Annotated in this window: 21 protein-coding genes; 7 read left to right on the plus strand and 14 right to left on the minus strand. The window is 34.5% G+C overall.

All coding sequences use genetic code 11. The annotated features are described in order from the left end of the window. Positions 1-188 precede the first annotated feature (188 nt). On the plus strand, positions 189-632 hold the full coding sequence (locus tag ACEN2H_RS12180; protein ID WP_441732748.1) for a DinB family protein: 444 nt from the start codon (positions 189-191) through the stop codon (positions 630-632). 80 nt (positions 633-712) lie between these two features. Here the strand turns inward: ACEN2H_RS12180 and ACEN2H_RS12185 are convergent, their stop codons facing one another. Both ACEN2H_RS12185 and ACEN2H_RS12190 read right to left on the minus strand, forming a co-directional pair. After that, complete coding sequence (locus tag ACEN2H_RS12185) at positions 713-937, minus strand: SHOCT domain-containing protein (RefSeq protein WP_441732750.1); 225 nt, start codon at positions 935-937, stop codon at positions 713-715. Between the two features lie 94 nt (positions 938-1031). Further along, positions 1032-1160 (minus strand): hypothetical protein, encoded by a 129-nt coding sequence (locus ACEN2H_RS12190; RefSeq protein WP_441732752.1) that lies wholly within the window; start codon positions 1158-1160, stop codon positions 1032-1034. 433 nt (positions 1161-1593) lie between these two features. On the opposite strand from ACEN2H_RS12190, the gene ACEN2H_RS12195 reads away from it, so the two are divergent. The 4 genes from ACEN2H_RS12195 to ACEN2H_RS12210 all read left to right on the plus strand — a co-directional run bounded on the left by ACEN2H_RS12195 (position 1594) and on the right by ACEN2H_RS12210 (position 7811). Beyond that, on the plus strand, positions 1594-3336 hold the full coding sequence (locus ACEN2H_RS12195; protein ID WP_441732753.1) for an APC family permease: 1743 nt from the start codon (positions 1594-1596) through the stop codon (positions 3334-3336). A 56-nt stretch (positions 3337-3392) separates the two neighbouring features. Further along, on the plus strand, positions 3393-4202 hold the full coding sequence (locus tag ACEN2H_RS12200; protein WP_441732755.1) for a mechanosensitive ion channel family protein: 810 nt from the start codon (positions 3393-3395) through the stop codon (positions 4200-4202). Between the two features lie 5 nt (positions 4203-4207). Then, positions 4208-5107, plus strand: coding sequence for a mechanosensitive ion channel family protein (locus ACEN2H_RS12205; RefSeq protein WP_441732757.1), 900 nt, complete (start codon positions 4208-4210; stop codon positions 5105-5107). A gap of 976 nt (positions 5108-6083) precedes the next feature. Then, positions 6084-7811, plus strand: coding sequence for a response regulator (locus ACEN2H_RS12210; protein WP_441732759.1), 1728 nt, complete (start codon positions 6084-6086; stop codon positions 7809-7811). Here the strand turns inward: ACEN2H_RS12210 and ACEN2H_RS12215 are convergent. The 9 genes from ACEN2H_RS12215 to ACEN2H_RS12255 form a co-directional block, all read right to left on the minus strand. Continuing rightward, positions 7795-8850, minus strand: coding sequence for an o-succinylbenzoate synthase (locus ACEN2H_RS12215; RefSeq protein ID WP_441732761.1), 1056 nt, complete (start codon positions 8848-8850; stop codon positions 7795-7797). The two genes, ACEN2H_RS12210 and ACEN2H_RS12215, sit on opposite strands and share 17 nt — an antisense overlap. A 61-nt stretch (positions 8851-8911) precedes the next feature. After that, a complete protein-coding gene (locus tag ACEN2H_RS12220; protein WP_441732763.1) occupies positions 8912-9088 on the minus strand; it encodes a hypothetical protein in 177 nt (58 codons plus the stop codon). Between the two features lie 50 nt (positions 9089-9138). After that, positions 9139-10347 (minus strand): tetratricopeptide repeat protein, encoded by a 1209-nt coding sequence (locus tag ACEN2H_RS12225; RefSeq protein WP_441732765.1) that lies wholly within the window; start codon positions 10345-10347, stop codon positions 9139-9141. A 128-nt stretch (positions 10348-10475) separates the two neighbouring features. Beyond that, positions 10476-11153, minus strand: coding sequence for a metal-dependent hydrolase (locus tag ACEN2H_RS12230; RefSeq protein ID WP_441732767.1), 678 nt, complete (start codon positions 11151-11153; stop codon positions 10476-10478). A 50-nt stretch (positions 11154-11203) separates the two neighbouring features. Continuing rightward, a complete protein-coding gene (gene menA, locus ACEN2H_RS12235; protein WP_441732769.1) occupies positions 11204-12154 on the minus strand; it encodes a 1,4-dihydroxy-2-naphthoate octaprenyltransferase in 951 nt (316 codons plus the stop codon). A 45-nt stretch (positions 12155-12199) separates the two neighbouring features. Further along, complete coding sequence (locus ACEN2H_RS12240; protein WP_441732771.1) at positions 12200-13702, minus strand: PH domain-containing protein; 1503 nt, start codon at positions 13700-13702, stop codon at positions 12200-12202. After that, a complete protein-coding gene (locus ACEN2H_RS12245; RefSeq protein WP_441732773.1) occupies positions 13702-14217 on the minus strand; it encodes a PH domain-containing protein in 516 nt (171 codons plus the stop codon). The genes ACEN2H_RS12240 and ACEN2H_RS12245 overlap by 1 nt, the downstream gene beginning before the upstream one ends. 80 nt (positions 14218-14297) lie before the next feature. Then, a complete protein-coding gene (locus tag ACEN2H_RS12250) occupies positions 14298-15128 on the minus strand; it encodes a 1,4-dihydroxy-2-naphthoyl-CoA synthase (RefSeq protein WP_441732775.1) in 831 nt (276 codons plus the stop codon). Positions 15129-15734: 606 nt separating this feature from the next. Beyond that, a complete protein-coding gene (locus ACEN2H_RS12255; protein WP_441732777.1) occupies positions 15735-16589 on the minus strand; it encodes a CvfB family protein in 855 nt (284 codons plus the stop codon). A 356-nt stretch (positions 16590-16945) separates the two neighbouring features. Here ACEN2H_RS12255 and ACEN2H_RS12260 point away from each other — a divergent pair, with 356 nt between their 5' ends. Further along, positions 16946-18298: a M28 family metallopeptidase gene (locus ACEN2H_RS12260; RefSeq protein ID WP_441732779.1), complete on the plus strand. Its 1353-nt coding sequence runs from the start codon at positions 16946-16948 to the stop codon at positions 18296-18298. Positions 18299-18429: 131 nt separating this feature from the next. On the opposite strand, the gene menD is transcribed toward ACEN2H_RS12260, so the two are convergent. Then, positions 18430-20091: a 2-succinyl-5-enolpyruvyl-6-hydroxy-3-cyclohexene-1-carboxylic-acid synthase gene (menD, locus tag ACEN2H_RS12265; RefSeq protein WP_441732781.1), complete on the minus strand. Its 1662-nt coding sequence runs from the start codon at positions 20089-20091 to the stop codon at positions 18430-18432. A gap of 94 nt (positions 20092-20185) precedes the next feature. On the opposite strand from menD, the gene ACEN2H_RS12270 reads away from it, so the two are divergent. After that, positions 20186-20683, plus strand: a complete 498-nt coding sequence (locus tag ACEN2H_RS12270) for a GNAT family N-acetyltransferase (protein ID WP_441732782.1) — start codon at positions 20186-20188, stop codon at positions 20681-20683. Positions 20684-20759: 76 nt separating this feature from the next. On the opposite strand, the gene ACEN2H_RS12275 is transcribed toward ACEN2H_RS12270, so the two are convergent. Continuing rightward, the gene (locus tag ACEN2H_RS12275; RefSeq protein ID WP_441732784.1) at positions 20760-21347 is read right to left on the minus strand and encodes a glutathione peroxidase; all 588 of its coding nucleotides are present in this window, start codon (positions 21345-21347) and stop codon (positions 20760-20762) included. Positions 21348-21496: 149 nt separating this feature from the next. Beyond that, positions 21497-23710 (minus strand): TonB-dependent receptor, encoded by a 2214-nt coding sequence (locus ACEN2H_RS12280; protein ID WP_441732786.1) that lies wholly within the window; start codon positions 23708-23710, stop codon positions 21497-21499. Between the last annotated feature and the right edge of the window lie 5 nt (positions 23711-23715).

A 23715-nucleotide genomic window follows, 5' to 3' on the forward strand; every position in this document is an offset into this window, starting at 1 on the left:
GCAAAGATATTTACTTATTTTGTATGTTTGTAAAACTTAAAATGTTAAAGTCCGATTATTAGGGGGTTAGACCACAAGCAAGCTTTGGAAATAAGAGGAGTTTTATTTGGCTGGACTGGTTATATGCAGAAAAAAATTCAAGAAAAGGCAATTTTGTCACTTAAGAAATATAAAGAATCCCAAATATAATGATCGAGACTTTAAAAATAATTTTTAATCGAGATTTAAATAGATTAAAATCCGAAATAGAACTTTACAACAATGAAAATGATGTTTGGAAAATTCAAGAAGAAATAACTAACTCTGCAGGGAACCTCTGTTTGCATCTGGTGGGAAACCTTAACACTTATATTGGAAACGTGTTTTTAAAAACAGATTATGTAAGAAACAGAGAGCTCGAGTTTTCATTAAAGGACATCCCTAAATCAGATCTGATACAAAAAATTGAAGAAACCATAACTGTGGTTAATGATTCGTTAGATATGATATCGGAAGAAGAACTTAAAACAGATTTTCCCCTTTTAGTTTTAGAAGAAAATATGTCTACCGAGTTTATGCTCATTCACTTTACTACCCACTTGGCCTATCATCTTGGACAAATAAATTATCACAGACGTTTATTAAATCAATAGCGTTTACTTTGCGCAAAGCTAAAACACTGAATTAAAGCTACTTTAAACTTTAGCTTTTTCTTCTGACATTTATTCAAATACTAATTACCATCGAGTATTTTTTTTCGTTCTTCATACTCTGCTGTTGATACTTCGCCATTGGCATATCTTCTTTTCAAAATATCCAAAGGCGATTCCTTTTCCGGATGTTTATTTTTATTGGCGTTGTCGAAAAAACGATATAAAAAAATAAAAAAGAACACCATTATAGGCAACCATATAACCCACATCATTCCCATATTCCAATAATTATCGTGATACATCATTATTTCCTTTGTTAGACTTTACTACTTTATTTTAGAATATTATACCAAAAAACGCTACTATGCCAGCTGAATTTATAACTATTGTGAATAGCAATTACTTTTGTATCGCATTTATAATAGCGCATACTTTTATTAAAACAGTATCTTTTTCCAGCATACTTAGTAGTTGCTGGATCATGATTTTCCAGTTATCAATCTGAGTCGTTTCTTCATGTTGACTCATCTATTATTTGGGCCTAATCACAGCTAATCTCTATACTAGTTCTTTCCGTTGATTATGGCTTATGGATATCGTCTGTCCAGTCTGCTAGCCTCTGCTCTGTAACAAGCCATCAAAATAGCTTTCATGATAAGATTAAATTATAAGTTCTTTTTAATTTTTCGTACTTTTAATAGTTATTAATTACAAGATAAGAAATAAAATTGAATTAAAAATTTGAAAATCAATAATTTAAAATTATTGATTCCTTAACCTTTTACTGCCGAAAGAGGTTAAAGTCGTACTAAAAAATCTAATTAATTTAAAAGCAAACCGTTCTTATCTCGCATTAATTAATAATAAAAAAGGAATTACTTTCTTATTTGACTATTTGTCCCAAATGACTATCTTGCGCAGCATATTTTAAAAAAACATTGAGTAAAATCCAAAAAAAATAATGAAAAAAGTATTAGATAAAAAATTAAACGAATTGCAAGCAACAGCAATTTGTGGGAATGACATTAGTTCCTCATGTCTATACGTATCAGCACTTACAATTATGTATGCAGGACAATATGCATGGATTTCATTACTGTTGGTAGCTGTTGTATTATTTTTATTCAGAAAAATATACGGAGAAGTTGTTGGCGCGATTCCCCTTAACGGTGGTGCTTACAATGTACTATTAAATACCTCTTCGAAAAGGCTGGCTTCCCTTGCAGCGACTTTAACTGTACTCTCCTATATGGCCACTGCGGTTATATCTGCTTCTGAAGGAATGCACTACTTACATGGAATAGCACCAGGGATTAATATAACGATAGCGACAATTATTGTATTACTAACGTTTACTGGACTAGCCATCTTAGGTATCGGAGAGTCGGCGATTGTTGCAGTAGTAATCTTTATTATTCATCTGTCAACGTTAACCTTATTAGTTCTGGCCTCTTCTTGGTTTATTATGAATAACGGACTGGACACTTTTAATATCAACTGGAGTCTTCCTGTATCGACGGGCGGAATAGTAAATGCACTCTTCTTAGGTTTTTCTGCTGCAATGCTAGGAATTTCAGGTTTTGAAAGTTCGGCAAACTTTGTAGAAGAACAAGAGCAAGGTGTTTTCCCGAAAACACTTCGTAATATGTGGGCTATAGTAAGTTTTTTTAATCCTGTAATTGCCTTACTACTAATTTGTATTATTCCTCTTGCCCATGTGGGAGAACATCAAGAATCATTATTAGCTTATTTAGGACACACCACCGGTGGTTCTTGGTTAGGCTATCTTATTTCAGTCGACGCTGTTTTGGTATTATGTGGTGCCGTTTTAACATCGTTTGTAGGGGTTTCCGGTTTATTAAACCGTATGACATTAGACAGAATATTGCCTAATTACTTCCTAAAGCAAAACAAACGTGGGTCTAACTACAGAATAATTATTAGCTTTTTAATACTATGCGTATCTGTCTTATTTGTTACAGCAGGTAATCTTATTGCATTAGCAGGAGTATATACCTTCTCATTTTTAGCAGTAATGGGACTATTTGGGGTTGGAAATCTCTTATTAAAGTTTAAGCGTAAAAAACTACCCAGACCCGAGAAAGCCAGAGGAATATCTGTTGTCTTAGCAGTATCGTTAATAATTGCTGCATTTATAGGTAATGTGCAATTAAATGTGAGCTCCTTTTACACTTTTATAAAATATCTGATCCCTTCGTTGCTATTTATATCAATAATGCTTAACCGATCATTTCTAATAAAAGTTTTAATAGACGCTTTGGAATACTTTTACAAACCATTAAGAAGAATGGTAATATTTAGCAATCGTTATTTGATGAAAATGAATAAAAAAATCAGTTCCCAAGAGCTTGTTTTTTTTACCAAAGGAGATGACGTTGCTATTTTAAATAAAGTTATGCAGTATGTTCAAAATAATGAAACAACAAAAAAATTAAAGATTGTTAACATAAAGAGCGAAGGAGAAAATAATGATCTACTTATCATAGATCTTAAGGTACTAGACAGAGCCTATCCAGAGATTGACATTGAATTCATCGAATTGGAAGGCGTTTTTGGACCTACAATAATCAATGAATTATCAGAAAAATGGAATATTCCAAAAAATTTCATGTTCATTGGATCGCCCGGAGATCGATTTTCTTATCGCGTTGCCGAATTAGGCGGTGTTCGTTTAATTATGTAACTTTATTAGCCCACATAGTTGGCCAATATGCTTAGAACTGGGAAAAATAAAAATAGATGAGAAAAATTATCGACTATACCCTTTTTCAGGATGGTGCTTTTAATATTAAGGTAATTAGCCTTTTAAAGCTATTCGTTTTTTTAATTGTGGTGACCCTTTTATTAAAAATCATCCGGAAAGCGATTTATAGAGTTGATAAAATCGATATTGCCAAAAAATACTCAATCTATAGCTTGATTAGGTATCTAATCATAGTAATTTCAATCATTTCCGGTTTGCAGCTGTTTGGCTTTAATTTATCCGTTCTAGTAGCAGGTTCTGCGGCATTATTAGTAGGTATTGGTCTTGGACTGCAAAACCTTTTCAGCGATTTTGTATCTGGAATTATACTTTTAGTCGATTCTTCAGTAAAAGTAAATGACGTTATAGAACTAAATGGATTAGTTTGTACCGTTCAAGAAATCAATTTACGAACCACCACCGTTCTAACTAGGGACGACAAATATATTATTTTACCCAATTCTGATTTAACAAGAAATCAGTTAATCAACTGGACGCATAATGATCTTGCTTCGCGTTTTGAAGTCACTGTTGGTGTTGATTATTCTTCAGATATTCATCAGGTTATACGAATTTTGAAAGAAGCTGTTGACAGTCATAATAATGTTTTAAAGGAACCGAACCCATTTGTCCGTTTTACAGATTTCGGAGATTCCTCTCTAAATTTCTCCGTAATCTTCTGGTCTGAAGAATTATTTCGAATTGAGACCACGAAGAGTGACCTGCGAATAAAAATATTTGAATTGTTCAAAGAAAACAATATTACCATACCATTTCCACAAAGAGTTGTTCATATCAATAATTAGAAAAAATGGAAGAAGAAATCCAAAAATATCTATATAATCCAACAGTTGGTAGACTTGTAACCTTCATTATTGGCGTTGCGATAATTTGGGTTTTAATAAAGCTTATTAAAAAAAATCTCTTTTCTAAAATTAAAGACAATGACAGCCGGTATAAGGCCACAAAAATAAGCAGCTTCGTTGGCTATTTAGCAACAATTATTATTTTAATCGTTGTTTTTAGCGAAAAACTAGGAGGTTTAACCGTAGCCTTAGGGGTCGCAGGCGCTGGTATTGCATTTGCTCTGCAAGAAGTTATCGCTTCGTTTGCTGGTTGGCTCGCTATCATGTTTGGTGGTTTCTACAATTCGGGAGATCGCGTTCAACTGGGCGGCATTAAAGGTGACGTTATGGACATTGGCGTTTTAAGGACGACCATAATGGAAACGGGACAATGGGTTGACGGCGATTTATACAACGGAAGGATTGTATTAATAGCCAATAGCTACGTTTTTAAAGAACCCGTATTTAATTACTCCGGCGAATTCCCCTTTTTGTGGGACGAAATCAAAATTCCAATCCAATATGGAAGCAATTACGAGATGGCTCAAAAAATAATATTAAGCGCTGGTCTTGAGATTGCCGGTGACCTTACTGTAAACTCAAAAGAAAAATGGAAATCACTTCAAAAAAAGTACCGACTAGAAGATGCGCAAACAGAACCAATGATTTCTATGGTTGCCAATGATAATTGGGCAGAATATACGCTACGATATGTTGTAGACTATAAAAAAAGAAGGAATACCAAAACTATATTATTCTCTAAAATACTGACAGAAATCGAAACTACGAATGGAAAAGTAAAAATGGCTTCGGCTACATTCCAGTTAGTGCAGGCGCCCGACTTCAACGTTAATATAAAAACATAGCTACAATTTATTTTATCTTTTCTATACTAATACAGCACTTTTGCCATTGGGTGCGCTACTTACTAGTTAATGAATTTTTATGGGAATCAATGTAAACCTAATGCATGCTCTGCTGTTTGGTACTTTACTATCCCCTGCTCCGATTGCCATTTTAAGTATCCTGAAAAACAGCTTGAGTTGCTACATGATTTGAAACAAAAATCGATAGAGAATTTTTATTTAATTATGGTTTTGACAATGTACTATTCATCACAGTTTTTAAACTAGCAAATTCCGCTGTCGTATTAAATATAAATAGTGTTCTCTTATCATTACTAGGAAAAGCTACAAACTAGCTTTCTTAGTCCCCCCTATTGGTTGTACTTGGATACAAACTGATTGCCAGATATTACAGCAGAATAAGTTGATGAATTTCGGGAGTAAATTGATGAAGTATAACACGCGCTTCTCTTTCTTTTAACCAGCTTAGAGTTCCAGCTGATGCAAACTCAGCAATCAAACACTTTTTGTAACTACGATCATTTTGATACAAACGCTGATTAAGAGATATGTTTCGATTTATGTACCGTCTATAGCGGTAAAATTAAAAGAAAATATAAGTCAAAAACAATACTTATTTAACTTGGGGTAGTTTACGAGACAGCAAATCATGGCTCTTGCCCGTTCGATTGATCCAAAATTTAATAAGGTCATTGAATTAATAATTACTTATGCTATAGTTTATCTTCCTTTTTTAGTACAAGGAATGAAAATCGTCTAGTTCACTAAGAAGAGACAATAAATCATCCTTTTTTTATACTTCTAAAACAAGTACAATTTAAAAACATTTTTATGTAAAAAAGCACAACCTTTTTCGATTTCTAGTTTTTTTTGTTTATCTTTCAAATGCCTAAAATACCACATATTTAGACCTAACGATTTTTATAAGTTATTACGGATTACACTTATTTGTTCTCCTCAATTTAATCTATTAGAAATGGATCGTAAGAATTTAAATTCAAGAAATACTGATTGTTACAAACTACAACAAGATTATAATTCATTAAAACAACAGTTTGACGCAATAACTGATAAGAATCAATTTAATGAAAATAAAATTAATCATATCAATAAAAAACTGACAGAATCCTTAGAAAACATGTCAGATGCCTTTGTTGCTGTTAATAACGACTGGGAATATACTTTCGTAAACCAAAAAGCTGCTCAGATGATTGGAAAAAAGCCCGAAGAAATCATTGGTAAAACAGTCTGGGTTAGCTTCCCAGAAGCTATTGGAACACCGTACCACAAAGCATGGTACAAAGCTATGAAAACCAAAAAGCAGATCAATTTTGAAGATTATTATGCCCCGTTACAGATTTGGATTGAAAATCGTATTATACCGAGTAAAGAAGGATTAGTTGTTTTTTTTCAGGATATTACGCAGAGGAAATTAGATGAGCAAAAGACAGAAGACCTTAATACCAAACTAAAAACAAGAAACAGAGAACTTTATCAGAGTATTATTCAAATACAAAAAATTAATACGGAACTTATTTATGCAAAAGAAAAAGCAGAAGAGAGCGACTATTTAAAATCTACATTTCTAGCAAACATGAGTCATGAAATCCGTACCCCTATGAACGGTATTTTGGGCTTTACAGAGCTCCTAAAGGAGCCCAGATTGACGGGTGTAGAACAACAGGAATATATAAAAGTAATTGAAAAGAGCGGCAACAGAATGCTTAATATCATAAATGATATTGTTAGTATTTCAAAATTAGAGTCGGGGCAAGTGAATTTGTCCTTGAAAAAAACGTCAATTAAAGATCAAATTCAAGTACAATATGATTTTTTTAAATTGGAAGCTGAGCAAAAAAATATCGAACTTATAATAAACAATTCCTTAAACGGTAATGATTGTTTTATCAGAACCGATGAAGAAAAAATCAATGCCATACTCTCGCATTTACTTAAAAACGCGATCAAATTCACTGATAATGGATCAATAGAAATAGGTTGTTTTAAGAATGATACCACGGTTACTTTTTATGTGAAAGATTCAGGAATAGGTATTAATTCTACTAAACTAGACCTCATTTTTGAAAGGTTCAGACAAGAGGATGACTCTTTAAACAGAAATTACGACGGTGCTGGTTTAGGCCTATATATTGCTAAATCTTATGTTAATCTATTGGGAGGCAAAATATGGGCTGCAAATAACACCGATAGTGGGGCCATTTTCTATTTTGAAGTTCCTTGTATAAAATCTCATGAAATTGAAAACGACCTACAAATTCCGATATCGATAAGCGCTAACGAAACACAAAAATTAAAAATACTTGTGGCAGAAGATGATAGTATTTCGCTAAAGTTTATTTCTAAAATTCTAAAAATATTTGGAGAAAACTTATTAATAGCGAGAAATGGAATTGAAGCAGTGAATTTATGCAAAAAAAATCCTGATATCGATATCATTCTAATGGATATTCAAATGCCAGTAATGAATGGTTATGAAGCCATAAAAAAAATAAGGGAATTTAATGAAGAGGTAATCATAATTACACAAAGTGCGTTTGTATTTACGGACGAAGCTGAAAAAGCAATTGAAGTTGGAGGTAATGGATACATTTCGAAACCAATTAATAAAAACCAACTAATAGATCATATCAATAAAGAAATTCTTGCTTCAAGATATAAATCTCAAACTAAGATTCCTTCATAATATCGGTTAAAGCGAACTTCCAGCGTGCCGCTGTGTTATACCAAAGCTGCCCTTCAGACACTTCAAGAGGACATTCAAAATTATTGGTATAAAGTCCTCCTGTACCAAGTCCTTGCGGCATCAAATTGTGCTGTAAAAAAGTCCACTGTGCAATAGCATTCAATCCAATATTACTCTCTAAAGCAGAGGTAATCCACCATTTTATTTGGTGCTTTTCAGCTAATGAAATCCACTCCTGCGTTCCTCGAAAACCACCTATGAAACTAGGTTTCAAAATAATGTATTGCGGCTTAATTTTCTGCAATAATTTGTCTTTTTCAGCAAATGTAAACACCCCAATCAGCTCCTCATCTAAAGCAATAGGCAAAGGAGTCGTTTTACACAGCTCTGCCATCCTGTCAGTATTGTTTTTTTCTATAGGTTGCTCTATACTATGTATTTTAAATTCAGACAGTTGTGATATTTTACTTAAAGCTTCATTTAATTTAAACGCACCGTTAGCATCTACTCTAATTTCAATTTGCTTTGGACCGAAATGTTCCCGAATATAACTTAATAACTGCAATTCTTTATTGAAATCTATTGCTCCAATTTTTAGTTTTATGCAGTGGAAACCCTGGCTGAGTTTCTCTTCGATTTGTTCCTTCATAAAAGCCTCTTCCCCCATCCACACGAGTCCATTAATTTGGATGGATTTTACCCCTTCAGTAAACTGCGACGGAAACAACAAAAAGGGCGTATCGGCAGCTAAAGATTGAAACGCCATTTCGACTCCAAACTGTATTGAAGGGAACTCAATTAACGCCTCCCAAAGTTGGTCTTTCCCTAGATGGATATTCTCACAGGTCCATTGCAACTTAGCTTCATAATCAGGTCTATCATCTACACTCAAACCCCTAAGGATCCCGCACTCGCCTACTCCTTTTTTATCGTACTGTTCAAGTACAAGAAACCAAGTTTCCTTGTCAGTCATTACACCCCGAGAGGTTCCAGAAGGTCGTTTGAATTCGAGTATGTATTTGTGGTAAGTTGCTTTCAAAGTTTATAGTTAGTAGTGAATAGCTAGTATTATTCGTTAAATATTTAAGTATTTATTTCAATCATGTTTTTCGTCTCATCAAATAAGACGTTCCTATCAACAAAACTCCAAAAAAACACAATACATAAAACATATAGGTTGGCCATTCGTTAAATAAATACATTTTGATGTTTAAAATAATTCCAACAAGAAGAATAAAAAACCCAAAATACCGCGTAATCGCAATTGTTGCTTTCATATTTTTTTTTTTGATTTCTATTTCGAACAAACTGCTTCTGTAGCTGTCACTTATTTATTAATCAGCTTTAAGACCTTTTCGAAATCGCTCGACGGTAAGCCTACTTTTTCAAAAAGGGCAAAGTCTTGTTTTGTTTTTTGATTCCAACTCAAATTGCTAGTTAGGTTTTGAGATCTGTATTCTTTGTAAATAGTTTTCGCATTTCCATATTCATTATTAAATAAATAGGCATGCGCCAAGTTCAGTTTAACCAACAACTCCGTTCCATCGAGCTTCTCTCCTTCTTTCAAGAATTTGATTGCCTTCCCATATTGTTTGGTTAAAATATAATTCAACCCAATTCCGTTATAATCTAAAGCTGTTGCTTTTCCTTCGCTTATGATACTTCTATACTGCGTGATTGAATTGCCATAATCGCCCTTTTTAGCAAAATTCTCTGCTCGCGTACGCAAATCATCATAAATGCCCTTAGAAACTCCTATTTCATTTACACAGCTGTTCCCAAAGTCTTTATATGCTTTGGTTTGTTCCATGAGAAGTAAACTTTGGAATTCTTCGAACTTAAATTGCTTTTGGATCTTCTCTTCGAGGCAAATGCAGAAGTCGTCTGAATTTACTAATTTATTAGCCAAAGCTGAAGTTTTACATTGGTTGATGATAAATTTTCGGTTTTCCAAGGTCCATCCTCTGCTGAGTTTTGCATCTATCCAAGGCACCACTTCGAGGATAATTTTTTGCTTCATCACCCAATTACTGCTTTCGAAACCAAACCACAAATTCCTTGTGCCAGATTGCAAGCAAACAGAAGTTCCTATTGAAAGTCGTTTGGCATCTTTACTGACAGCCGTGCCTTGAGATAAACAAGCTTTGTTCATTGCAGCTGTTTTTTGATAATCTAAGGCCATTTCATTCGACGAAAAAACGGCATACTTGCACTTGTCCTCTCCCGAAATTTTTGACAATAAAAAAACCGCGCCTGCCGTACCCTGACTAATTCCAGTAGGGTCTGGAATAGACTTAAGCAATGAAACTAAACTTCCCGCCAGCTGCTGATTGTCGTCTAGTAAAGTGATTCTATAAATTAACTCGGTAGTACCTATAGGAAAATCATCGGTCTTGATCACGATTCTATTTCGTGCTGAAACAATTATTTCTTTGGTTGTGGACCTATCTTTATCCCAATAGCCGTCTTTTTGTGCAAAACCCGACTGATAAATAATGCTAACGAATAGCAACAAAACTAATTTCTTCACCTGCATTTTCTTAATTATCGATGAGCCCTAGCCCAGATGGAAGTGAAAATCCTTTTAGGTTTTTTAGAACCTGAATTTGTTTCAGGTTCTAAAAAGCAAAAGATTGCAACGAACAGCTGGAAGTTGCTCCAAAATTACAATTCGATACTATCACCAATTTCCAATAACATCAAATCTTTACCTTTATCAAAAAACTTTTGGATCGCTTCTTTATGCTCGATTTTTATATAACCAAAAGTATCATAATGATAGCCCAATATTTTATCGCAATCTACAAAGTCGGAAGCAAGGATTGCATCTTCGACATCCATAGTAAAATTATCGCCAATAGGAAGAATGACCAAATCAAGTTTAGTACGCATTGCAATCAACTTCATATCCATCGTAAGCGCTGTGTCTCCTGCGATGTATATGTTTTTACGTTCCCCTTCAATGACAAAACCACCCGGATTTCCTCCGTATGTGCCATCAGGAAATGAACTAGAGTGAATTGCATTTACATATTTCACTTTCCCAAAGTCAAAATTCCAGCTTCCCCCATGATTCATGGGATGTGCTTCAAATCCTTTTCCAGAGTAGTAACCTGCAACCTCGGCATTTGATACAATAACTGCATTAGTGCGTTTAGCTATAGCTTCCACATCCAAAACGTGATCCCCATGCGCGTGGGTCAATAAAATATAATCGGCTTTCAAACTGTCAATATCAATATGCTTTGCTAGCGGATTGCCCGAAATAAAAGGATCTACTAAAATATGTTTATCTCCCACTTTTATTCCGAGAGCCGCGTGTCCGTAAAATGTTATTTTCATTTTTATTAATTTAATGATTAAAGGCCGTTTGTTTTTAACCTTTGGATATATTATGAATTATTTACTATTAAATCCGAAAAGAAAAAAATCAAACACAGCGCCAGCAATACAGAGAGGGCAAATGTGCTGAGCGCCAATTTTTTTAATTCGGGATCTAATGCTTTATGATCCTCATTCTTATAAACATTAATTAAATGTTTGGTTAAAGGAATAAAGGCTAATAAAAACAAGTATTGATCAAACGCAAAACTATTTAATAATGCAAAAACCAGTACTAAAGCCATCGCAAAAGTAACTAGAAAGTAATGATATAGCTTTGCTTTTTTACCTCCAATCTGCACAACTAATGTATTCTTACCTACTTTCCTGTCGGATTCCTCATCGCGCATATTATTTAAGTTCAAAACACCCACGCTTAAAAGACCAATTGCCGTTGCTGGTAAAAAGAGTTCGATATCCAATTGTTTTGAATATAAAAAATTTACTCCTAAAGTACTCACCAAGCCAAAAAATATAAATACAAATACATCTCCAAAACCTCGGTATCCATAAGCTTTACTCCCTACAGTGTAGCGTATAGCGGATGCAATTGCTAAAATCCCTAATACAAGATAAAATAATGAATAGGACAAGTTTGTGTCTCCAAATGCAAAATAGATTAACAAAATAGCCGAAAGTAAGGTAAGCACAGAAGTCATTATTATGGCTCGTTTCATGGCCTCGGGGGTAATTGCCCCACTTTGAATGGCACGTTTTGGACCAACTCGGTCTTCGTTATCAGTACCTTTGATCCCATCGCCATAATCATTTGCGAAGTTTGATAAAATTTGCAGCCCAAGCGTAGTAAGTATAGCAAAAGCAAACAGTCTCCAGTTAAAAACTTCTGTTGGTGTCAATATGGTATCCGTTGGGTTAGCCAAGGCATACATACTACCCACGATAATACCGGAAACCGACAAGGGTAATGTTCTTAATCGTGCGGCTTCTATCCAATGCTTCATTTTAGTTTATTTTTGTATTATTAATTGTTATTTTTTATCCAAAGCCTACATCCAATTACTATTTGAGGTCTCCAATTCATAGAGCCAAAGGTTGACGTAACGCTTAATTTCAGAATAATTCCCTAATTGAAAAGCAACATTTCCACCAGCTGTATGTATTGTTATTGATCCAATATCAGCTCTTTTATGCCAAAAAAATTGTGAAGTTGTGATCGCTTGAATTTTTCCCAGTTCAATGATTTTATTATCGACATCCCAAGCGCCACTTTGTTTGATGATGAAATTGTCATTTATAAACAATCGATTATTCCTAAATCCAAAATAAACAACGCTCCCAACAAAAAACACATATAAAGGCAGCACATATGCAAAATCCAAAAATCGAGGCTCGATATACTTCACAAATGCTAAAAAACCACTTAAAGGTAATACTATTGATAGGAATATCATGAAAACTAATTTACGAAAATTTGGCTTGAGCATTATTCCTTTTTTGGGAGTTTTTAGGAACAGTAAATTCAGTATTTCAACACTCTCTTTTTCGTTGCAACCTGGAATTTCAATAACCGACTTCCGCCCTTCTTTTTCACCGCTAGTAGCCTGCTTGATTTTAAGCTCTAGTATATTCATTTTCTTTTGGAAAAAATTCCTAGTAATTGTGACTATTTGCACCTTTTCCGGCTTAATAATCGTACTTTTTGTACTCAACAAACCAAATGAAAGCAACAATGATCCGTTTTGCCTAGCAATTTTATACCCAAAATACCTGAAAATAACACGAACCAAATTGATTATCAATATACTGCAAAACAGCAGCAAAACGATGATAGCTACCGATGGAATCACTGCACTTTTATCTAAATAGGCATCTATTTTTTTTTCGTCAAAATCTGAACTGGCCAGGAAATTTTTACTGTTTTCATAAATAGTAGCAAAGAAAGCCAGAATCAAACCCAAGCTCCGTACATAGTTTGACGTGATTCCTACTTTTAACAAGCTCAAAAAGCTAATTGTCATAAAGGGACGCTCTCCAGCCGTATCTGTTTTAGGTCCTAGCTCTGATGTTTCACAGTCGACCTCAATTTTTTCATTTTCTATTAAACGAGCCTTCAATGCCAAAGCCACTGGGTGCGAAATCGCTTTTATTTTTCCTTCTTTTTTATTACTTCCCGCAGTATCCACATCCAGTTCATAAACACTGATAATCCTTTGTAACAAAGATTGATTGATGTTCACCTGCTGAATTTTACTAAGCTGAATAATGGTTTTTGTTTTATTCAAAATCCCTTCATTGATAATAAACTCTTCATTTTTATTATCTAAATAGAAAGTGAAGTTCAGGTACTTCAGGTAAGCGACAATTCCAATGGCAACCAATAAAACACTTATTCCAATAAAAAGATAGGCTTTATTGAGCTCATCAAATTTAAAGATATATACTACCAAAATAGGCCAGAGGCCCCTTCCCCATTGTTGCAAAGTATCCACAAACATCAACAATACGCCTATGGAAGACTGACGTTGTGGTTGTTTAAATCCCTCCTCCATTACAGTTGTTTTTGGATTTTCCCCATCAATAACTGTTTGATGTTCTCAGCCTGTTCTATTTCTATTCCTGGAATCTGAATGTCACTTGAACTACCACCGGCAGTAAAAACCTCTATATTAGCCAGACCAAAAAAACGCGAAATAAACCCTTCATGTAAAGCCACATGTTGCACTCTATTATAAGGGATTACAACCGTATTTGTAGCTATAATTCCATATCTATAAAGTACATCATGAGTCCTGAAAGCAAAGCCTTTTTTCTTGAAACTAATTCTAGACAGGGTTAAAAACGTAAAAAAGAACAGAAAAAAAGCAATTGAAATTTCGACAAGGAACACCAATAATCCTTGATTAAAAAACAGTAGCAATCCAAGCCCAATAGCTAAAATCAAAAAAAAGAAAAAGGTATTTATTAAAGTTACTTTCCAATAACTGGGATGCAAAACCGAAAATTCTACTTCTTCAAATCTAGGAAGCTGTGTCGTATCAATAGTTTCATTTGTAAAATTCTCCATTATTTATGGTTTAAAGTTTAAGACTTAAAAGTTTAAAGTGGTAAAGACAAATTTAAACTTGAAACTTGAAACTATTTTTTTTATGGTAACCATTTTTTTTCAAAGTTTGGCTTTCTCTTTTCAAGAAATGCATTTCTTCCCTCTTTGGCTTCTTCGGTCATGTAAGCTAATCTTGTAGCTTCACCAGCAAAAACCTGCTGTCCTACCATTCCATCATCAGTAAGGTTCATTGCGAATTTCAACATTTTGATCGCCATAGGTGACTTTCCTAAAATTTCCTGTGCCCATTCATAAGCGGTATCCTCTAATTCAGCATGAGGAATCACGGCATTTACCATTCCCATATCCATAGCGTCTTGAGCTGAATAATTACGCCCTAAGAAGAAAATTTCACGAGCTTTTTTCTGTCCCACCATTTTAGCTAAATAAGCAGAACCATATCCTCCATCAAAACTAGTAACATCCGCATCTGTTTGTTTGAATATCGCATGTTCCTTACTAGCTAAGCTCAAATCGCAAACTACATGTAAACTATGCCCGCCTCCAACTGCCCATCCTGGAATCACTGCAATTACTACCTTAGGCATAAAACGTATTAAGCGCTGTACTTCAAGTATATTTAAACGATGTTGTCCATCCTCTCCCACATAGCCTTGATGACCACGTGCGTTTTGATCGCCACCGCTACAAAAAGAATAGACACCATCTTTAGATGAAGGACCTTCAGCAGATAGCAAAACAACACCTATAGAAGTATCTTCTTGGGCATCATAAAATGCACTATACAACTCTGAGGTCGTTTTGGGACGAAAAGCATTTCGTACATCGGGTCTGTTGAATGCTATTCTTGCGACACCATTGCATTTTTTATAGGTGATATCTTCGTATTCTTTTACTGTTATCCAATCCATTCCAATCGATTTAAGTTATTTAGCGTAAAAATAAATCATTTTTTGCAGTTAATGCAACTCTATTGTGCTAAGCTTTTGTAATAGACCTCTGATGCGGTAGTCCTAGTGTTAAAAATTAAAAAAAGATTAAAAATTAACAGTCTGCGACTAAAATAAAGATTACTTTTAAACAATGTTAATCAGATGATTGCAAATTAAGAAGTCTGATTAAACCCTTAATTTCACTGATTTATTAACCTAAAAAAAGAATATCTTGATTAAATGTAAAAATTTCGTCTCTCTTTATTTAGCGGTCTTAAATAATACTAACAAAAAAAGTGAGAAAACGGGAAAAACATTTACCGAAATTGTGAAAGGACTATAATAACACCTACGGTTAAAAGAAAGAATTTAAAACCATGTCGCTGCTTAATATAATTTAAATATCAGCAATACTTTGGAGTAATTGTCTTTATATAATAAAAATAAACCAAACGGTTTTTATTATAATATGAGTCTAGCTTGTAAGTAAACGTTTATCCTAAATTATTTTTAGTTTTGTATTTCGATTATTCGAAACAAACTAAAAAGAGAAAGACTAATCATCGCGATTAGTCTTTCTTTTTTTTATTCCTTAATTAAGTAGATTCCGTCTTCCTTAATTTCAATTAATTTTTCCCTATATAAAGCTCCAATCGCTTTTTTGAATGTCTTTTTACTCATTTTCAAAACCGTTTTAATGTCTTCAGGATGCGAATTATCAGTCAATCGCAAGAAGCCGCGACTGGCTCTTAGTTCATCAAGGATTATATCGGCATTAGGCTCGATGCTTTGATACCCCTGAATCTGAAGGGCAACATCGATTTTATTGTCAGGACGAATCGTTTTAATGTAACCTCGCATGCGATCCCCTGTACGAATAGCATCGTCATAAACCTCATCTTTATACAACAATCCTTTATGTTGTTCATTTATAATCACATTGATTCCAAGTTCAGTTATATGGGAAACAATCAAATCTACTTCTTCTCCTTTTTCAACAGTCAACTCCTCGTTTTTCAAGAATTGGTTTGTTTTACTCGACGCTACTAAACGGTTGGTCTTTTCATCCATATATAGATAAACCAAGTAACGTTTTCCTTTTTCCATTGGGCGAGCTTGCTCTTTAAAAGGAACCAGAATATCTTTCTCCATTCCCCAATCCATAAAAGCACCAATCTGATTGACATAATTCACACGTAAAAGTGCGAATTCATTCAGTAATATATATGGTTCTAACGAGGTCGCAACGGGACGCTCTTCATGGTCTAAATAAACAAAAACGATAAGCTCTTCTCCAATTTCAAATTCGTTAGGCACGTATTTGTTAGGTAAGAGTATATCGTGTAGTCCTTCTGGATCTGTTTCTGGTGTACCCAAAAACAAACCTACTTTAGTATCACGTAATATTGTCAGCGTGTTGTATTTTCCTATTTCAATCATTTCATTCTTTTTTCTAAGCTGCAAATGTACGAAGATTGAAAATAGTATATTAGGAAACGTTCCACAAAAAAATCAACCTTAAAATCAGCTATTTCTACTATTTTTATTAGCAAGACTTGCTTTTGCTTCATCGCAAATTGTCCTTGTTTCCGCAGTATCTCATGCATTTGCTTAGAAATGAAACACAAAAAGAGACCTATTTCCATCAGCGCTAAATTACACCGTTTTACGTTTCAAGTTAACGAACTACTAAGAACAGTCAGCTTATAAAAGATGCGCAAATACTAAAATTCAATTTCCCGCCTCTTTTCCTTTTCTTTTTTCTTAACTTTGAGAAAATAAAAAAAATCTTATTAATGAAACCAACTTCAATTCTTTACTTATTCCTACTCGTATTTATCTCCAATAACAATTACGCACAAAACACTACAAACGATCCCGAAATTAAAAAGATGGTCACGGAAGTAAAAGCGGAAAATCTCGAAGCTACCGTGCGGAAATTAGCTTCTTTCGGGACCCGACATACATTGAGCGACACTAAAAGCAATACAAGAGGTATTGGTGCTGCGCAACGATGGGTGAAGTCCGAGTTTGACAAATACGCTTTGGAATCTGGCGGAAGACTAACTTCTATTATTGATTACTTTACGATTAAAGCCGACGGAAGACGTATTGCAACAGACAGCCAACTGGGCAATGTAATGGCAACATTAAAAGGCATAGATCCAACTGATGATCGCGTACTAATAATAAGTGGTCATCTCGACTCTAGAAATACCGACGTGATGGATACAAAATCAGATGCGCCGGGTGCCAATGATGACGCCTCTGGAGTTGCTGCGATGATGGAACTGGCGAAAGTCATGAGTAAAAGAGAATTTCCTTTTACACTGATTTTTGTTGCTGTTGTTGGTGAAGAGCAAGGATTATACGGAGCAAAACATTTGGCCGATGTTGCCAAGGATGCCAAATGGAATGTTGTGGCAATGATTAATAACGACATGATTGGGAATAGTTTGTCTAGTGGAACGAACCTCAGAGATAATATGCAGGTTCGCATTTTCAGTGAAACAATTCCTTACTCAGAAACGGAAGCCGAAACCAAAATGCGTAAGGCCACCAATCGTGACAACGATAGTCCTTCGAGACAATTAGCCCGATACATAAAAACAGCTACAAATCAATATGTAGAACAGTTAGACATTAATTTAGTGTACAGAAACGACCGTTTTCTTCGTGGAGGAGATCACACTCCATTCAGCCAAAATGGATTTACAGCCATTCGTTTTTGCGAAATGAACGAAAACTACGATCATCAGCATCAAGATGTTCGAAAAGAAAACAACATACAATACGGAGATCTTCCTGAGTTTATGGATTTTGAGTATGTAAAAAAAGTGACCCGCTCCAATATAGCTGCGTTCAGTAATTTAGCCTGGTCTCCAAAAGCACCAACAAATGTAGGAATAGAAGTAAAGGACTTAACTAACTTCTCTACTCTTATTTGGAATGCTCCTGAAGGCAAAAAAGTTTATGGTTATAACATTCTTATCAGAGAAACAGCTGCGTCTCATTGGGAAAAAATAATTTTTGTTAAAGACACCCAGGCCGAAATTCCCTATTCAAAAGACAATTATTTCTTCGCAGTACAATCAGTAGATGAGTTAGGACATTCTAGTTTACCCATATTCCCTATACCAATACGCTAATACTTAAAAGTTATTTTTATAAAAAAAAGCGTTCACCTCGGTGAACGCTTTTTTACTTTTATCCTATTTCACTAATTGCAAATACTATCTTTTAGAAAAAAGGCAAATCCATCAAAGACAATCTCATGCTGCTACACCAATTCTTTGAAAAACTGTAGCAAAATGGTGTCATTCTTCAATGTTGGAGTAAAAACCTCCAAAATAGAAGGTTTTTCATACTGGGCATATAAGTCATTCAGACTCTTTACTAAACTACTTTCATCACTGGCAATAGTATATTCAAAGCCATACATTTTGGCTAAGTGTTCTGCCGTCAAGCAATGAGAGGTTTCAAAGAAAGTATTAAAAACAGGCGTCTCTTTATGCCCGGGTAAGATTCTAAAGATTCCGCCTCCGCCATTATTAATCAATATTATTTTGAAATTTTCGGGAATATAATTATTCCATAAGGCATTGCTGTCATACAAAAATCCAATATCCCCTGTAATAAGAGTTGTTTGTTTTCCATTGACTACAGCCGCACCAATAGCGGTCGAAGTACTTCCATCGATTCCACTAGTCCCGCGGTTACAATAGACCTCTATCGAAGGATCAATGTCTATCAATTGCGCATACCGGATGGCTGAGCTATTACTTATTTGTAACTGACTGTTTTTAGGAAGTAGCGGCATTACTTTTTCAAACACTTTAAAATCTGAAAAAGGAATTTTATCTAAATAAAGAGCTCCTTTTTGCTTACGCAAAAGCTGAACTGATTTTATTTTTTCAAAATAATCACTGACTACCGTTGTCGTAAGTGGCAAAAAAGCATCAAAAAACACATTAGTATCTACTTCAAAATGCTTTGACAATGTACCAAAAGTATCATATGCTCTCAAAGTGTCAATATGCCAATGGTGTTTTGGTTTGTATTTTCGTAAAAAAGCCTTAATTCGTTTTGAAACAATCATTCCTCCAAAAGTCACTAGAACATCTGGACAGAAATCTTCAAAATCTTCATTAGTAAATGGCGTAATTATAGTGTCGATGTTATTGATAAATGAAGGATGATGCAAGTTAGAGGTTGTTTCAGTCATAACAACAACCGAATTGTCCTTAGCCAATGATTTAACTGTTTTGTCGCTGACTACATTTGGATCATTGACACCAACCAAAACCATTTTCCGAGAGGAATTATTCCAAATCGCAGCAAAATGTGCCAATTCTTCAATGGAAATCGTCTGGGTTTCATTTGCGGAAGCAATATTATTTACCACAATCGAAAGTTCAGAAACCGTTTCATACAATGGTTCTTCAAAAGGCGCATTAATATGTACCGGTCCTTTTTTGTCGATAGCTATACTGATCGCTTCATTTATTTTTTGATCATTTTCTAATGAAACAGCTGCATCCAAATTAGCGTTGTACAAGGAATGATTAGCGAATACATTTTCCTGTCGGATGGTTTGCCCATCACCTATATCAATCTTACTTTGCGGACGGTCAGCCGAAATTACGATCATTGGAATCTGACTGTAAAATGCTTCCGAAAAAGCGGGATAGTAATTTAATAATGCTGAGCCTGAGGTACAAACTAAAGCAACGGGCTGTTTGCTCTGCTGCGCAATTCCTAATGCAAAAAATGCTGCCGAACGCTCATCAGCAATACTGTAACATTGAAAAGCGCGATTGTTTACAAAACCGAGCGTCAAAGGTGCATTACGCGAACCTGGCGAAATTATTATGGTGGTGATTCCTTTGCTAAGACAGGTTTGAATGATGCTTTGTGCTAAAGGTATTTTGGGGTAAATCATCGTTATTGTTTGAAAGAGACAAAGATACAAAGTTCTAAGGTTTTTCTTTAATCTTAAAATAGTTTTCTTAATTTTGAAAACAAATAATTACACTATGGAAATCAAGTTAAGGCCCTATAAAACTGAAGATACGCAAGCGATATTAGATATCATAAATTACAATATTTTGAATTCAACCGCTCTGTATGATTACAACATCAGAAGTTATGAGCAGCAGCAGGCAATTTTGGAAGAGAAAATAGCGAAACAATTTCCTGTTATTGTAGCGGAGTTGAATGGAGTAGTTGTAGGATTTGGCATGTATAGTGATTTTAGATTCCGTGAAGCGTATAAATTCACTGTAGAGCATTCTGTTTACGTGAACAATGATTTTCACGGAAAAGGAATTGGTAAAATCTTACTTCAAGAATTAATTCAACTGGCAAAAAAGCAAAGTTTACATACTATGATAGGCGTGATTGATGCCGAAAATCAAAGCAGCATCGATTTTCATGAAAAATTCGGCTTTAAAACGGTAGGAATAATTAAAGAGTCAGGGTTTAAATTTGACCGCTGGCTGCATTCTGTTTTTGTGCAACTAATTTTAGAATAAAAAAAAACGCTAATTGACTACTTATTTCTAAAATAAATAAGTAGTCAATTAGCGTTAAAATATAGTTTTACTTGCATTACCCTTTAATCCAATCAACTACAGAAGCATCTGTAGGCAATGTTTGTGGAGCAATTACTTTTTCTAATTCTCCGTTTTTGTTGATTAGGTATTTTTGAAAATTCCATTCTACATCCGAATCCTGCAATCCATTTTTCGCTTTTTGTGTCAAAAACTGATACATGGCGCACATATCACCGCCTTTTACAGAGACTTTGTCCATCATTGGAAAAGTCACGCCATAATTCATTTGGCAAAAAGAAGCAATTTCTTCATTAGTTCCTGGTTCTTGAGAAGCAAAGTTATTGGCTGGAAATCCCACAATCACGAAGCCTTGATCTTTATATTCTTTGTATATCGCTTCTAAATCTTTGTATTGGGGTGTCAAACCACATTTTGAAGCGGTGTTTACAATCATTACTTTTTTGCCTTTCAAGCTTGAAAAATCAAAAGTGTTTCCGGATAAATCTTCTACTTTAAATTGGTAGATATTTTGTTTTGTCATAGCTATTTCGTTTTTATTATTCTCTGTCTTTTTCTGTTGTGCCTGATTTTGACAACTAAAAAGCAGTACCGACGTGCAAGCTACAAATAATAGTTTTTTCATAATTATATTTTCACTAAAATTAAACAAATTGCAATCATTAGATTTCGCATTAACTTTTAATTAATAATGAACGTTTGTTAAAAAAAAAGCCTAAAGTCAAACAACTGACCTTAGGCTAAAAAACAAAACAATCAAACAAATTTATTATTCTAGAACCTATAACTGACTTTTCCCTTCATAAAAAAGGGAGTTCCGGGCGTAAAATGAATTTCTTCCACACCATTAGGTTCGTTTTGTAATCTCGATTCCGTTGCAAACTGTGTTTCATTCCATTTAGAATTCAATATATTCTCGATCGAGATACCAAATGTGACACTTTTATGCGTATATTTGAAATTAAAGTCGGCTATAGCATATCCTTTTGCTACTATAGAATTATCCTCGTTTGCCGGGCGGCTTTTTAAATATCGATAGCGCAATCCCCCAGATAGTCCTTCCCATTTTTGAAAACTCACTCCGCCAGTCGTAGTAAAATCTGGAGCCAATGGAATATAATTTTGCCCATTTGGTTCGTCAATACTCCTTGCATAAGTATAATTAGCATCGGCATCAAAATACAAATAGTCGTTCAATTGATAACGCAAGCCCAAATCGATTCCCATACGCTTTGATTTTCCGCTAGGCTCAACAATACCTGCATCGCCTACATAAACAAATTCCTGTTCCAAATATAAATACCACAAAGCTGAATTTATGATCACTTTTGGAAATGGCTTCCAAATAGTCCCTATGTCAGTTCCAATAGATGCTGGCAAAATCTGTTTTCCATTATTTTGTACTACTACTCTAGCATCATTAGAATGAAAACCCATTCCCGATTTTACAAAAAATTGCAAATCGTTATTTTGTGAATAAATGAAATTTAACTTTGGCGATATCTTCACCTCTGTTTCTGACTGCATCTTGTAAACCGGAGCCAGTTTATCCTGGTAGTTAAATTTGAAATAATCCAATCGAACTGCAGGATTAATAAGCAGCTTTCCTAATTTAATTTCTGAATTTAAATACGTGAATCCATTCGTTTCATCAATATCTCCCAATTTAATTCTTTCTAAAGTAGTGCTTCTATTTAATGTATGTGAAAGCTCCGAATCAATGGTTGCATCTGCACGAAAGCCAACACCTAATTGAAATAAAACATCCCAATCATCATTTTTTACTTTCTTATTTAGTTCCGCACTCATACCATAAATACTTCTATCCTCTTTTTGTCTGATCTGATCTCCATTAATAGGATCTTCTAAGAAAAAGGTAAAGTTAGAATACAATTCAAAGTCATATTTAGAATAGAAAGCATTGGCTTTCAAGAACGTATTTTCATCTATTGGTTTCCTTATTGTAGCATTGATATTTGTTCTTGAAGTATTTCCTCCCTCAGTATCATCAACAGCACCAAATCTAGAAATAGTTCCATTATCTACCAATCGCTGTGGTATTTGACCAGAGGCATCCCACTTACTCGTAAAACGAGAGGCTGATATTGAAAATTTACTATTATCATCTAATATAGCTGAATATTTTCCCAATAAGTTAACCCTATTAAAATTTTGGGGAGAATCAAATGGACCATCTGTCAGAATATATTCAGTCGCTATATAAGCGCTTTGTTTCTTGTTTTTTCCCAATAAGTCAAATAAACCTACCGTCCGCAACGTATTAAATTGACCAGCCTCAACACTGATACTACTTTTGTCTAATTGATCTTTAGTTTGGAAGGCAACGTATCCTGCGGTTGCAAAATCCCCTTTGTCCGCATAATACGCTCCTTTTCCAAAGTCTATTTTTTCTACTGTTTCAGGAATGACAAAATGCAAATCGGCATAGCCTTGACCATGTGCATGCGAAACCATATTCACTGGCATTCCATCTACCGAAATAGCAATGTCTGTACCATGATCGATATCAAAACCTCTTAGAAATATTTGTTCTGCTTTACCACCACCTGCATGCTGGCCTATAAACAATCCCGGTACTTTTCTTAGAATTTCTTGAGAAGAATTGACCGGAGCCGTTTCCAAATCAATTTTTGAAATCACATTCAACGCTGATATTTTTTGCTGAATGACAATTTCGTTCAATCTAAAAATATCATCTTCTAATACTATTCTACTTTCTGAATTACTTACCTCAAACTTTGCTTTTTTATATCCCAAAGCATTTATGTTTAAAACATTTCCTACTGTTGTCTTGTCGATGGTGAATTTACCTAATTCGTCAGTATGCGCATGGCTATCTGAATCTGTATTTACTAAATAGGCATTCTCAATTGCGTTACCAAATTCATTTACTACAATTCCTTTTTCGACTTGACTGTATGATACTAATCCAAAAATGAACAGTAGGAAAGTTAAAAAACATTTCATAATTC

It is taken from the genome of Flavobacterium sp. W22_SRS_FP1, assembly GCF_052113685.1.
In the GTDB taxonomy this organism is placed as follows: domain Bacteria; phylum Bacteroidota; class Bacteroidia; order Flavobacteriales; family Flavobacteriaceae; genus Flavobacterium.

Coding starts and splice junctions, on each gene's coding strand:
- ACEN2H_RS12270 (WP_441732782.1), top strand. CDS start 20,186: ATGGAAATCAAGTTAAGGCCCTATAAAACTGAAGATACGCAAGCGATA.
- ACEN2H_RS12220 (WP_441732763.1), bottom strand. CDS start 9,088: ATGAAAGCAACAATTGCGATTACGCGGTATTTTGGGTTTTTTATTCTT.
- ACEN2H_RS12180 (WP_441732748.1), top strand. CDS start 189: ATGATCGAGACTTTAAAAATAATTTTTAATCGAGATTTAAATAGATTA.
- ACEN2H_RS12185 (WP_441732750.1), bottom strand. CDS start 937: ATGATGTATCACGATAATTATTGGAATATGGGAATGATGTGGGTTATA.
- ACEN2H_RS12240 (WP_441732771.1), bottom strand. CDS start 13,702: ATGGAGGAGGGATTTAAACAACCACAACGTCAGTCTTCCATAGGCGTA.
- ACEN2H_RS12275 (WP_441732784.1), bottom strand. CDS start 21,347: ATGAAAAAACTATTATTTGTAGCTTGCACGTCGGTACTGCTTTTTAGT.
- ACEN2H_RS12225 (WP_441732765.1), bottom strand. CDS start 10,347: ATGCAGGTGAAGAAATTAGTTTTGTTGCTATTCGTTAGCATTATTTAT.
- ACEN2H_RS12205 (WP_441732757.1), top strand. CDS start 4,208: ATGGAAGAAGAAATCCAAAAATATCTATATAATCCAACAGTTGGTAGA.
- ACEN2H_RS12210 (WP_441732759.1), top strand. CDS start 6,084: ATGGATCGTAAGAATTTAAATTCAAGAAATACTGATTGTTACAAACTA.
- menD (WP_441732781.1), bottom strand. CDS start 20,091: ATGATTTACCCCAAAATACCTTTAGCACAAAGCATCATTCAAACCTGT.
- ACEN2H_RS12255 (WP_441732777.1), bottom strand. CDS start 16,589: ATGATTGAAATAGGAAAATACAACACGCTGACAATATTACGTGATACT.
- ACEN2H_RS12230 (WP_441732767.1), bottom strand. CDS start 11,153: ATGAAAATAACATTTTACGGACACGCGGCTCTCGGAATAAAAGTGGGA.
- ACEN2H_RS12190 (WP_441732752.1), bottom strand. CDS start 1,160: ATGAGTCAACATGAAGAAACGACTCAGATTGATAACTGGAAAATCATG.
- menA (WP_441732769.1), bottom strand. CDS start 12,154: ATGAAGCATTGGATAGAAGCCGCACGATTAAGAACATTACCCTTGTCG.
- ACEN2H_RS12245 (WP_441732773.1), bottom strand. CDS start 14,217: ATGGAGAATTTTACAAATGAAACTATTGATACGACACAGCTTCCTAGA.
- ACEN2H_RS12200 (WP_441732755.1), top strand. CDS start 3,393: ATGAGAAAAATTATCGACTATACCCTTTTTCAGGATGGTGCTTTTAAT.
- ACEN2H_RS12260 (WP_441732779.1), top strand. CDS start 16,946: ATGAAACCAACTTCAATTCTTTACTTATTCCTACTCGTATTTATCTCC.
- ACEN2H_RS12280 (WP_441732786.1), bottom strand. CDS start 23,710: ATGAAATGTTTTTTAACTTTCCTACTGTTCATTTTTGGATTAGTATCA.
- ACEN2H_RS12250 (WP_441732775.1), bottom strand. CDS start 15,128: ATGGATTGGATAACAGTAAAAGAATACGAAGATATCACCTATAAAAAA.
- ACEN2H_RS12195 (WP_441732753.1), top strand. CDS start 1,594: ATGAAAAAAGTATTAGATAAAAAATTAAACGAATTGCAAGCAACAGCA.